This window comes from Cytobacillus sp. (assembly GCF_032154635.1).
GTDB lineage: Bacteria > Bacillota > Bacilli > Bacillales > Cytobacillaceae > Cytobacillus.
In genome coordinates, this window is the sequence record NZ_JALDXW010000004.1 from 54,745 (window position 1) to 67,352 (window position 12,608).

Here is a 12,608-nt window from a genome sequence, read left to right on the forward strand (position 1 = left end):
TAATAATGGGACGATCAAAAAAATTATTTGAAAATGCGTTGACATTTTTCGGTTTCTTCAACAACTTATATGAACCCATACCGAAAATTAAAGTAATGACAATAGCTTTTAAAAACATAGTAAAAAGACAACTCCTTGATTAGTAGTCTATGAGGTATATAATCATTTTACCATATGGTAGAAATATTGGAATAAAATGATAATCTAATTTCAGTGGAATGAAAACTTAAGTTTTAAAAAATATAGAGGGAATGAGGATGCCGATAGTGGATGTTTAAAAAGGTAAGTAATTATTTGAAAAGTTAAAATTGCCTTCGTTAACAAAAAGGAAAAATATATTTTGACGAAAAGGTTGATGAATTTATGTGGTGAAAGCATTTTTTAGTGTGGAAGATACTCCACGTATGTTCTGCATCATTCCTAATTACAGCATAAGGACAAATGAAGTAGCTCTATATAGGCTTAACATTACTTTTTATTTCTAAAATAAATGACAGTAGTTTCTAAAGAGGAGTAAGAACCTATAGCTGCATACCCATAAAACCACCCCATAAAAACGCCTGCAACGAAATCATGGCGGTGGCTTATATAAATGGATATGGCCAAGCCGATTGTTAGAGCGATGGTGGGGATATATGGCTTTGGGACTTTAAATAGAATTTTTATTAATTGTGTAAGAACAATTATACTAGGGACAGCTATTACGGCATCCCAGAAGTTCGTATGTATAGTTGGAAAATCTATGCAATATCCCACCTTTTAATGCATAAAAAATTGATTTCATCATTCAAAATTCAATAACACCTCCAAGATGAGGTGCTATCGGAAAATGGATACTTATTTTTAATGCTTATCATTCATTTTATGGATCTCTCATAGAAAAGTGTGTCATTTGAGCTGAACAAGTATCAGTGTATCCTTTCCGATTTAGGGCAACAAGTACAAAATGAATTCTATTTATGTTTGAAATTGTTGATTTTCTAACACAATAATTTTATCTTCTGTTGGCGTAAGAGCAATTTGCTTGGTGTTTTCAACTAATTCATAAATGTTTTGCACACATTGCTTAGCACCTTTAATTAATAAAGGAACGCCTATGGAATCTATATTCAATCCTCGGGAGAAGAAACCACCAACCGACATAATTTTAGGTACTGTAGGCGAGGTGTTCGAAAAAATTATTCGCTCTTCAATTTTACAATGTTCAATAAGCATGGATCCTAGACTTTCTAGTGAAGGTACTACAAGATTTTGAGATTTTCTACCTATCGTATAAACAAGGTTTCCGTTTTGATCCTTGCCATGGAAAATAAGCTTTCCAAAATCTTGCTTAGTTAACTTATTGAAATAGGGAACGGCTAAAATCTCTTCCTTTGATAAAGGGAAGGAGGAAGGTTTAATAATTTGTAAGTGTAGAGCGGCTGCTAATGAAGTAGTATGTGTGCCCCCATAATCATTATAAATAAATATCATCTCATTCAGCCTTTCTAAAGTCGCTAATAATAGTTTGTCCAATTTAAAATGAATGAAACATGATTTAGGTAACATTTATGTATTCCTAGCAGATTTTCTGTATTAGATTTGGCGAATTGTTCTTAGGTGAATTTACAAGTGACGATACCTCGTAGGCTTCCATTACATCTTCCGAAAGAGGCACTAAAAGGTCATTTAAGAGCGAAGTATCACTAATCGAAGGATCTAACCAGACTTTCTCATCTTCGGGTTTCAGGATTACAGGCATGCGATCATGAATGTCTTTCACAATTTCATTTGGTTTAGTGGTGATCACTGTGCAGGAAAATATAGTTTTTCCATCTGATGATTTCCAGGATTCCCAAAGGCCAGCCATTGAAAATAAGTCTGAGGATTTAAGTTTAATGCGCATAGGAGTTTTTGAATTATCGGCTTGTCTTTTCCACTCGTAAAAGGAGTCAGCGATAATTAAGCAGCGTTTCTTTTTATACGGAATTCGGTAGCTAGTTTTTTCAGTTAATGTTTCAGCTCTAGCATTAATCATCTTGTAGCCGATTTTCAAGTCCTTCGACCAGGGAGGGATTAACCCCCATCGAAGGTAGCCTAATCGATTTTTTCTTCCATCATTAATAACAGCTAATACTGACTGTGATGGAGCTGCATTGAAAGTAGGGTTGTAAAATTCTTCTTGAATAGCTGCTTCGATATCAAAGCGATTAATGATCTCGGTAAATGTTGCAGTAAGTGTAAAACGGCCGCACATAGGGACACCTCACTCAAGATATTTAAAAACACCATCAAAATAAAGATCAAGTCCAATGATTGTCCACCAAATAATCATACCGAGTATGAGAAATATGTATTTTTTCATGATATTAGGTTTTAGCAATTATTTTCATTATATACATCTAAGATTAAGCTGCATGCATAAATGGAGTAATTTTTTTGCAATCAGAAACTTTAAACCTCCCTTATATTATAAAACATGCATTAAAAAGACCGACCCTAAAATTCTATAAATGAATGTTGAGTCGGTTTTTCTAAAATCTCAAGCCTTCCATAATTATTTTGAAAGGTTTAATATCGATGTCCCGGTATAACTGGGACTACAGTTGTTGGAACATGTATATGTCCAACAGGAGTAGGTGCAACATTTATTGCCCCTCCATGTCCTACATTAAACGGTGTATAAATGGCATTGTGGTGCTGATGGTATGGCGAGGTCTGATGGGAATAATGCACCTGGCCAGTAAAAGGAAAATAAGATGGATGTATAGGGTACCAAGGTCCATACATAGGGGTCGGGATACCATAGTATCCGTTATAGTAAGGACTATAAAAATCTTCAGTAATGATCGGCATTTTCTCTCCTCCTTCTCATAGCGATTTATTCCCAATGCGATTGGAGGGAGCCTGTGTAAAAAAATATGATTCTTTGCCTAAAGAAATCTAAAAATATTTTTTAGAAGGAGTACCGCACCTTTTTGTTGAACTGTACAATAGATGAAGTTCATGGGAAATGAGAGGATTCTAGATGAAAAAGAATAATAAAATGAATCGGATGATTAGGATATTATCCTTGTTCTTTGGCATTTTTGTACAGATTTACTGGTATAAGATTACCAAAAAGAAGGAGGATGATTGGGAAAAACTATGGGGGGAAATTGGAAAAAGAGTGCGGCGAACGCTTTTTGAACTAGAAGGATTGCTTATAAAAATTGGACAAATAATTAGTACCCGAGCTGACCTTTTGCCGCAGGCATTTATAAGTGAAATAGAAGATCTTACGGATAAAGTACCCCCATCTGAATGGAGTGATATTCAAGAGATTCTTGAAACAGAATGGGGCAGCAAGATTTCGGATAAGCTGTATTCGATTCAAAACGAAGCAATCGCATCAGCCTCTATTGGAGAAGTATATAAAGGCAAGCTGCTTAATGGCACAGAGGTAGCTATTAAAGTACAGCGGCCGCATATTCAATCGATTGTCCAAACGGATTTTCGGACATTAAGAATGGTTATTTGGTTTGCCAATTATTTTGTTCCGCTCCCAAAAGGCTTTATTAATTTTAAGGTATTATTTTCCGAGTTGAAGCATGTTATCGAACGAGAGCTTGATTTCTCAAAGGAAAAGGAAACCCTTCTTTATTTTAAAGAAAAATTTACAGGGAATGAGATTGTTCAAATCCCTTCTGCATATTCGGAGCTTTGCACCTCAAAGGTACTGGTAATGGAGTGGGTAGAAGGTGTGAGATTAACCGATCACAAGGCCATTGAACAAATAACTGTATCACGCAAGGAATTGGCTCAGCGGCTCATCAAGGTATTTCTTCCGCAATGGCTTGAACCAGGGATCTTTCATGCAGACCCGCATCAAGGAAACGTACTTGTATCGAAGGATGGGAAAATCATATTACTGGATTTCGGGATGGCTGGAGAAATTTCAAAGAATGATGCGGCTGCTTTTCAAGGTTTAATAGAATGTTTCCTGGCAAAAAATTATTCGAAGGCGGTTGATTGTCTTTCTCGTTTAGGATTTTTGCTACCTGAGGCGGATACAAGAACGATGGAAAAATTACTGGCTGAATGGATGTCCTTTCAGCCATCTCAGATGAAAGAAATAGATCTTTTCGCTTTAAAGATGGAATTGAACGATATGATTCAGGCACTTCCCATTCAGGTTCCAACCCGTTTTGTTTTTCTTGGCCGTTCTTTTATCACAATTGAAGGGCTTATCATTCATCTTACACCAGAGGAAGAGCTATTAGATTTAGGTAAGCCAGTATTTATAGAGTGGTTGAAAGGACAAGGGAATAAATGGTCGTTTATTTGGCAAGTGATCCAGTCGCAGCCAGTATTCAAAATCTTTCATTCTGTTAATGAGTTCTTAAAGGCACCGCAAAAACTGGAACAGTTAAAGGAAACGGAACAAAGAAGACAATTTCAATTTACAATCTATGAAAATCGGAAAAAGCAATCTTTTCAATTGCTGTTGCTAGGATTAATCGGCAGCGGGATGGGAACCTCTTTCTCAAATATCGTGCTTATAAAGTTTTCAATAGGCTTGATTGCCCTTGCAATGATCGGTTATTTAATAACGAGCTTGAAGCTTAAGAAATGGATGAAATATATGCACGAAAAGAGAAGATCATAGATTAATTGATAGCCAATTGCAAAAATAAATGTTCATTTGCAAGAAAAACAGGATTTATTGAAAAATTACCTTGATATTTCACAAAAAATAGAAAAGAAGAAAGGTGGCTCTGCCATGGATTTAGGCAAAGGTATATCAATCATTGATGCTATGGATTTAGATAAAGAAAAAAGGACTGGATGTTACGTCCTGCATGCAGAGGAATTAACACTTGTTGAGACTTGTGCAAGCCCATCCATTCCATATTTATTAGAAGGATTTAAAACATTAGGCATCGATCCAAAAAATATTAAAAATATCATTGTCACCCATGTCCACCTTGACCATGCCGGCGGGGTTGGCTTATTACTTGATAGCTGTCCGAATGCCAAGGTCATTGTTCATCCACGGGGAAGGCGTCATTTAGCTGATCCTTCAAAATTAATAATGGGAGCAAGAGCAGTATATGGTGAGAAATTTGATGAACTATTTGACCCGATTTTGCCTGTACCGGATAATCGATTAATTATTAAAGAAGATGGAGACACGCTGCAAATTGGGGAATATCGCATACTGACCTTTCTCAATACACCAGGCCATGCGAAGCATCATTTCTCCATCCACGACTCATGGAGCAATGGAATTTTTACAGGAGACACAATCGGCGTATTCTACCCGCAGCTGTTTGAGAAGGGACTTGAGTTATATTTGCCATCTACTTCTCCTAATCAGTTTGATCCTGACGCCATGATCGATTCACTTGAAAAAATAAAGGCACTAGATGTAGAGCGAATTTATTTTGGCCATTACGGAATGACAACCAATCCTTCTCATGTGTATGAGCAAATATACAAATGGCTTCCTCTATTTATGGAATCTGGAGAAAAGGTGTGGAAAGATAAACAGGGGGCTTCGATTGAAACAAAAAGTGAAGCATTATTCCAGGAATTATATGCAAAAGTCGAATCATATTTAGCTGAAAAAGAAATCAGTTTAGATCAAGAAATGTCAGAGATCATAAAACTTGACCTACGTGTGGGATCGATGGGGATCATCGATTACCTGGCAAAAAAAACAAAATAAATAAAAATGGCCAGACAAACCGGTTGTCTGGTCCATTTATTTCGTTTTTTGCCCTACCCGTATTATAATAGGACAAAAGTATTGATGAAATGGGGTGAGAAGTTGAATGCTCAAGAAATCATTCAAAAGCTTGAGAATAGGAAACCGGGTATTTTAGGAAGTGAAAAGTTCTCCAAATACTCCGTATTATTGCCTCTTATTCAAAGTAAAGGTGAATGGCGTGTTTTATTTGAAGTACGTTCCAGTAAGTTAAGAAGGCAGCCAGGAGAGATCTGTTTTCCTGGCGGGCGAATGGAGCCTTCTGATGAAAATGAGCAGCACACGGCAGTTCGTGAAACATCAGAAGAGCTTGGAATCAGTGAGAACGGCATTGTCAACATCTTTCCGCTTGACTATATGATTTCCCCTTTTGGAACCATCATTTACCCATTTGTCGGCTTTATTGAACATTCAGAGGAGATTAAACCGAATGCAAGTGAAGTGGACTCGATATTTACGGTTCCGCTTTCCTTTCTAAAGGAAAACAAGCCAGAGATTTTTCAAGTAGAATTCAAAGTAATGCCGGAAAAGAACTTTCCGTTGAATCAAATCCCTGGCGGGGAAAATTATAATTGGCAGACAAGAAAAATGGACGAGTGTTTTTACTTCTATGAAGATAAAGTCATCTGGGGACTAACTGCTCGAATTCTAAAGCATTTTATTGAGATTATTTAAAAGGTCTAAGCACCGTAGAATGAGGAAGTGTTTATTTTGAAAAGAAAAATTGGTTTTATCGGATGCGGCAAAATGGCACAGGCGATGATTGGTGGGATCCTTCAGTCAAATTCCGATCTTTCTAAGCAAATCGTTGCCAGTGCTCGATCACAGGAAACGCTTGATCTAGTAGCAAGTAAGTTTCAGATTCAAGTAACTACCAATAATATGCTCGTTGCTGAGCAAGCAGATATTTTATTTTTGGCGATAAAACCGAATCTACATGCTCAAATAATCGAAGAAATAAAGCATTCGATTAAGACTGATTCAATCATTATTACGGTTGCCGCAGGGATAAGCCTGCAATTTCTAGAGGATTCCTTTAATCAGCCAATAAAGGCGATCCGCTCCATGCCAAATACCCCTTCCTTAGTTGGAGAAGGGATGAGTGCCATATGTGCAAATGAATATGTAACGATGGAAGAAGCAGAGGATGTTATTCGTGTTTTTTCAAGCTTTGGAAAGGTTGAACAGATTGAGGAAAAATTGATGAATGCTATCCCTGCAATTAGCGGTTCCTCTCCAGCATATGTCTACATGTTTATCGAGGCATTAGCTGATGGGGGCGTAAAGAATGGATTAACAAGAGAACAATCTTATCATTTAGCAGCCCAGGCAGTTCTTGGAGCGGCAAAAATGGTCCTAGAGTCAGGAAAGCATCCTGGAGAACTTAAGGATGAAGTTTGTACACCAGGCGGTGCAACAATTGAAGCTGTTGCGAAGCTTGAGAAAACGGGATTCAGAGCTGCAGTTTTGGCAGCAATGGAAAGCTGTACAGAAAAAACAAACTTCCTCACAAAAACGAAGGATTAAACAAACAGGAGGAGCAGTGTTTACTGCTCCTCCTGTACTATTAACAATCAATTTGTTGTGCTATTTTTTATTAAAGAATGGTTCAGTCCAGCATATAAATCCTTTATATTTACAGTAACAATTTTAGCGCCTATTTGGACGTGTACCATGTTGTCAAAAACAGCAGTTACAAGGCCGTTTAATGAAACATTTGCACCAATGTTTAAGTCCTTTTTTGCGTTCTTGTCTTTTTTATTTTCTGCCATCTCAACACCATCCCATCCATCATTAGTAAAGGAATCCTATAAAGAATATATCCTTTTAATTGTAAAATAAACATGCGATGAAAAAAAGTCTAATCAAAGGTTTTTTATCGACAATTTTCTCTCTCTCTTTTATCATACTCAGATGGTCAGTAATGGTCAATTAATAAGTATTATCATAATTGGAATAAATTCTTCCAAATCCGCATATATCCTATAAACCTTAAAAATGAGGGAGGGACTGCGGCGAATTAATTCCTACTAGATTGATGCGGATACACAATTTAAACAACCTATTAAAATGGATTAAGGGAGGGTTTACGGTGACTACATGGTTCGTCCTTTTGAATATTGCGATCTTGATCTTTCTTCTTATCGGTTTATTTTACATGCAGAAGAAGCATATTTCTTTTTCTAAGCGTGTTTTTACTGGGTTAGGATTGGGGATCGTATTTGGATTTGGGCTGCAGTTTGCTTATGGATCCGCATCTGAAATCATAGCAGAATCAGCAGGATGGATTCATTTAGTTGGCGGGGGCTATGTAAAGTTTCTGCAGATGATTGTGATGCCGCTCGTTTTTATCTCCATTTTAGCTGCTTTTACAAAAATGAAATTAAGCAATAATGTTGGGAAGATTAGTTCGCTAATTATTGGACTTCTCGTTGGAACGACCGCGATAGCAGCTGCTGTAGGAATTGCTGCTGCAGTTGGATTCGATCTTGAAGCTGTCGAAATTACACAAGGTGAGGCAGAGTCAGCAAGGGGAGAGCAGCTGGAACAGAGCTTTCAAAGTATAGAAGGGAGAACCTTTCCGCAGCAAATTCTTGATTTAATTCCGGCTAATCCTTTTCTCGATTTTACCGGCCAGCGTCCAACATCTACGATAGCAGTCGTTATATTTGCTGCTTTCTTAGGAATTGCTTATCTCGGAATTAGAAGAAAGTCACCAGAGCAAGCTGAGCTATTCACGAAAATTGTGGACGCCATCTATACAGTAGTGATGCGAGTGGTCGTCCTTATTTTACGCTTAACCCCATATGGCGTATTGGCGATTATGACAAGAACGGTTGCGATGAGTGATGTGGATTCGATACTGAAGCTGGGGAAATTTGTGGTTGCTTCTTATGTTGCTTTAGCTGTCATGTTCTTAATCCATTTATTGCTGCTTACATTTGCTGGACTTAACCCAGTCACATACATGAAAAAATCATTTCCTGTCCTAACCTTTGCGTTTACCTCTCGTACAAGTGCTGGTGCACTTCCACTAAATATTAAGACGCAGAAGTCACTAGGGGTGCCTGAGGGGATTGCAAACTTTTCTGGTTCGTTTGGGTTATCAATCGGACAGAATGGCTGTGCAGGCATTTATCCGGCGATGCTGGCAGTGATGATTGCTCCAACAGTAGGGATTAACCCATTAACGCCATCCTTTATCATATCTGTCATTGCCATTGTCGCTGTCAGTTCATTTGGTGTAGCTGGTGTTGGGGGAGGAGCAACCTTTGCAGCATTATTAGTGCTATCCGCATTAAACTTGCCAGTTGCATTAGCAGGTTTACTCATTTCGATTGAGCCGCTGATTGACATGGGGCGTACGGCAGTGAATGTCAGTGGATCCATGACATCAGGGATTCTAACAAGCCGGATAACTGGAGAGATAGATAGCAGTGTTTATCATGATATGAATGAAAAGATTGAAGCAGAAGCATAATGAAAAAAATCGGCAGGTCCTTTGAGTCTGCCGATTTTTTTTTAGCGCAAGCGTCCGATGCCTAACAAACTCCAGGTCCCCTGCGGAACGATTGCATCAACATCGGTTCGCTTCCGCTTTGTCATTAATCCATCATTTGTACGAGTTTTCTTGAGAATGAAAGGAGAATCAAGCCTAAGACAATCGCCATTAGACCGATTAGTCCGAAAATTTCAAAGTAACCAAGGGTTTGTGTGAATGCAGCAAGCTGTCCAGCTAGGATATTTGCTACACCTGAACTTGCAAGCCATACACCCATTAGTAAAGAAGCAAGCTTCACAGGAGCAATTCTGCTTACGAGCGAAAGTCCTACAGGTGAAAGCATAAGTTCACCCATTGTATGCATGAGATACGTTAAGACGATAAACATGATATTAGCTTTTGCTTGAATGTTCGTTTCATCGCTTCCAGTCTTCATTACTGCAATGAGGAGAATCATATATCCAAGTCCTAGAAGGATCATCCCAATCCCCATTTTAGAAGGAACTTTAATGTCTCCGCGTTTAGAAGAGGCAAGTTTTACCCATAGCATTGAGAAAAGCGGAGCTAAAAGAACAATAAATACAGGATTTACGGATTGGAACCAAGCGGTTGGAATTTCCCAGCCGAAAATCTGTCTGTCAACAAAACGTTCTGTATAAAGAGTTAATGAGCTTCCAGCTTGTTCGAATCCAGCCCAGAAGAAAACAACGAAACAAGCCAAGATAACGATAACAGCAGTTCTTTGTTTTTCTTTCTTTGTAAGTGGTTTATTTTTAGCGTGGGCATCGACTGTTCTATCAGGTGCACCAGTCGGCTGTTTTCCGATATCTCCAAGATAGCGGTTGCCTAGTAAATTAAAGATGATTTGACCAATAATCATCCCAATTGCCGCTGCTAAAAATCCATATTTAAATCCATATTGGATAATTCCGTCAATTGTTGTTGTTTTAAAGAGATCATTGTATAAGAAACCGATGACAAGTGGTGAGAAAAATGCCCCAACGTTAATTCCCATATAGAAAATGGTAAATGCAGCATCTCTGCGTGGATCATTATTTTCATACAATTCTCCAACAATAGTTGAAATATTTGGTTTAAAGAAACCGTTACCAATAATTAGCAGGATCAAGCCTAAGTATAATGCTCCTGCACTTTGGTGTGCGAATAAAACGATGTTTCCGATAGCCATCGTAACACCACCAAGTGTAATTGCACGGCGCTGCCCTAAAAAGCGGTCTGATAAATATCCGCCCACCATTGGAGTGAAGTATACGGCACCAGTGAAGAATCCGTATAACATCATTGCATAACTGTCACTAAACCCAAGTCCGCCACTTACAAAAGAGGTAGTTAAGTAAAGGACGAGGATAGCCCTCATTCCATTATAACTAAAACGCTCCCACATTTCCGTTAAGAATAATAAGTACAAACCAGGGGGATGCTTTTTTCTGGCTTTATTGTCTACTGCTGCATCCATATTCGAAGCCTCCAATTTAAAAAAAATATAATCAACTTTATTATTGTAAAGTAATGATAATTCTGTGGCAATAGAATCAAAAAAAGTATTAAAACTCAATAAATTAACAATTAATCAAATATTAGTATAAATAAATTATAGGAAAGTATACCGAATAAATTTTCGTGATATAATTTTATGAGGAATGAGAATAGATGAAGAGGTTAAACAAAATAAATTTTGTTTAACCTCTTATAAAAGATAATAAAGTGTAACTTTGGAATTAGTAGAGAATTGTCCAGCGCCTATCGCCTAACAAACTTCAGGTCCCCTCCCTGCGATAAGTTAACATTGACGCGCTTTCGCTCGCCTCGTTTCCTTTATCTTAGTCGCGGCTCTTCTGCGTTTGTACGGCGATGATCAAGGCGCTTTTACTTTTCTAGTTAATGCGGTAAAAATGCTAGTTGATAGAAGAATAAAACAGCAAAAATATATACAAGCGGATGAACGTCCCGCCATTTTCCTTTAAATACTTTCATGATCGGATAAGAAATAAACCCTAGTGCTATTCCTGTAGCGATGCTTGATGTTAACGGCATGCTTAAGATAATGAGAAATGCTGGAAATGCTTCGTCAAGCTCTCCCCACTTAATTTGCGCAATACTGCCCATCATCAGGCTTCCTACAATAATTAGGGCAGGTGCAGTAATGGCTGAAAGACCTGAAACAGCACTCACTAGTGGGCCGAAAAAGGCAGAAACCATAAATAATACAGCAACAGTCAGAGAGGTTAACCCGGTTCGTCCGCCAGCAGCAACACCTGCTGTAGATTCAACGAAAGCCGATGTTGGACTTGTTCCAAACATGGCCCCAACAGTAGTGGCAATGGAATCAGAAAGCAATGCTTCTCTAGCCCTTGGCATCGTCTTTCCTTTCATTAAACCAGCCTGCTGTGCCACACCAACCATTGTTCCAGTTGTATCAAAAATGGTCACGAGCAAGAATGAAAATACAACAGCATAAAGGCTGTGCTGAATAACGTCACCTAATGCATGAAACGGATTAAGAATCATCAGACCCTCAGGGAGTGAAGGCAACGATATAAAGCCCTGATCAAAAGCAAGCTGGCCTGTAAAGAAAGCGATGCATCCAGTAACAATCATTCCGAAGAATAAAGCGCCATTAACACGTAAAGTCATTAATATTAATGTTACAGTAAGTCCGATCAAAGCTAAGATCGCAGATGGCTGGTGCAAATCACCAAGTGCGACAAGATTGGACGGGTGACTAGTAATAATGCCTGTTTGACGTAAACCAATAAAAGCAATAAATAAACCAATCCCTGAAGTAATCCCGTATTTTAAATTATCAGGAATGGCTTCAATCAGCTTGGAACGAAAAGGTGTTAGAGACAAGATGATGAAAATAATTCCGGCGATAAAAACAGCCGCAAAGGCAGTTTGATAATCTATATTTCCATGCGTGCCAACGACTGAATAAGCAAAATAGGCATTCAAACCCATTCCAGGAGCAATGGCAATTGGATAATTTGCGAAAATGGCCATCCAAAGTGTCCCGACAATTGCAGCAACGATTGTAGCTGTAAATACTTGTTCAAAGGGTACTCCTGCATCAGATAAAATAACCGGATTGACAACGACAATATAAACCATTGTTAAAAAGGTTGTTATCCCAGCAAGAACCTCTGTTTTGGCATTTGTTTGATTCTCTTTTAGTTTAAACATGATAGTTCCTCCAAATACGAACATTAAAAAGCACATTTAATATATTATTCGTTATTAGAATGGATTACAAGTCCTTATTTATTATTATCTATAGATTTTACGAAAATCATTCTAATGGAATCATCTAAACAAAAGCATTATTGAGAATCTGCTTTTACAACATAAAAAAAGATGGCC

12 protein-coding genes are annotated in these 12,608 nt (G+C 38.0%); 5 read left to right on the forward strand and 7 right to left on the reverse strand.

The window, feature by feature from the left end; genetic code table 11:
* Nucleotides 1-468: 468 nt before the first annotated feature.
* From RUH74_RS04690 to RUH74_RS04705, 4 genes are all read right to left on the reverse strand, one after another.
* On the reverse strand, nucleotides 469-744 hold the full coding sequence (locus RUH74_RS04690; RefSeq protein ID WP_313799214.1) for a hypothetical protein: 276 nt from the start codon (nucleotides 742-744) through the stop codon (nucleotides 469-471).
* Nucleotides 745-957: 213 nt separating this feature from the next.
* Nucleotides 958-1,473, reverse strand: a complete 516-nt coding sequence (locus tag RUH74_RS04695) for a DUF3189 family protein (protein ID WP_313799100.1) — start codon at nucleotides 1,471-1,473, stop codon at nucleotides 958-960.
* Between the two features lie 85 nt (nucleotides 1,474-1,558).
* Nucleotides 1,559-2,236: an SOS response-associated peptidase gene (locus RUH74_RS04700; RefSeq protein WP_313799101.1), complete on the reverse strand. Its 678-nt coding sequence runs from the start codon at nucleotides 2,234-2,236 to the stop codon at nucleotides 1,559-1,561.
* Nucleotides 2,237-2,550: 314 nt separating this feature from the next.
* The gene (locus tag RUH74_RS04705) at nucleotides 2,551-2,835 is read right to left on the reverse strand and encodes a hypothetical protein (RefSeq protein WP_313799102.1); all 285 of its coding nucleotides are present in this window, start codon (nucleotides 2,833-2,835) and stop codon (nucleotides 2,551-2,553) included.
* A gap of 172 nt (nucleotides 2,836-3,007) precedes the next feature.
* Here RUH74_RS04705 and RUH74_RS04710 point away from each other — a divergent pair, with 172 nt between their 5' ends.
* The 4 genes from RUH74_RS04710 to proC all read left to right on the forward strand — a co-directional run bounded on the left by RUH74_RS04710 (nucleotide 3,008) and on the right by proC (nucleotide 7,255).
* Nucleotides 3,008-4,627, forward strand: coding sequence for an ABC1 kinase family protein (locus RUH74_RS04710; RefSeq protein WP_313799103.1), 1,620 nt, complete (start codon nucleotides 3,008-3,010; stop codon nucleotides 4,625-4,627).
* Between the two features lie 114 nt (nucleotides 4,628-4,741).
* A complete protein-coding gene (locus tag RUH74_RS04715) occupies nucleotides 4,742-5,689 on the forward strand; it encodes an MBL fold metallo-hydrolase (protein WP_313799104.1) in 948 nt (315 codons plus the stop codon).
* 102 nt (nucleotides 5,690-5,791) lie between these two features.
* On the forward strand, nucleotides 5,792-6,403 hold the full coding sequence (locus tag RUH74_RS04720) for an NUDIX hydrolase (RefSeq protein WP_313799105.1): 612 nt from the start codon (nucleotides 5,792-5,794) through the stop codon (nucleotides 6,401-6,403).
* A 36-nt stretch (nucleotides 6,404-6,439) separates the two neighbouring features.
* Entirely contained in the window at nucleotides 6,440-7,255 is an 816-nt protein-coding gene (gene proC, locus RUH74_RS04725) for a pyrroline-5-carboxylate reductase (protein ID WP_313799106.1), read from the forward strand.
* 47 nt (nucleotides 7,256-7,302) lie between these two features.
* Here proC and RUH74_RS04730 read toward each other — a convergent pair whose 3' ends face one another.
* Entirely contained in the window at nucleotides 7,303-7,500 is a 198-nt protein-coding gene (locus tag RUH74_RS04730; protein ID WP_313799107.1) for a hypothetical protein, read from the reverse strand.
* Between the two features lie 320 nt (nucleotides 7,501-7,820).
* On the opposite strand from RUH74_RS04730, the gene RUH74_RS04735 reads away from it, so the two are divergent.
* Nucleotides 7,821-9,209: an L-cystine transporter gene (locus RUH74_RS04735; protein WP_313799108.1), complete on the forward strand. Its 1,389-nt coding sequence runs from the start codon at nucleotides 7,821-7,823 to the stop codon at nucleotides 9,207-9,209.
* 124 nt (nucleotides 9,210-9,333) lie between these two features.
* Here RUH74_RS04735 and RUH74_RS04740 read toward each other — a convergent pair whose 3' ends face one another.
* Nucleotides 9,334-10,707 (reverse strand): peptide MFS transporter, encoded by a 1,374-nt coding sequence (locus RUH74_RS04740; RefSeq protein ID WP_313799109.1) that lies wholly within the window; start codon nucleotides 10,705-10,707, stop codon nucleotides 9,334-9,336.
* A 422-nt stretch (nucleotides 10,708-11,129) separates the two neighbouring features.
* Nucleotides 11,130-12,431 (reverse strand): NCS2 family permease, encoded by a 1,302-nt coding sequence (locus RUH74_RS04745; RefSeq protein WP_313799110.1) that lies wholly within the window; start codon nucleotides 12,429-12,431, stop codon nucleotides 11,130-11,132.
* Nucleotides 12,432-12,608: the final 177 nt, after the last annotated feature.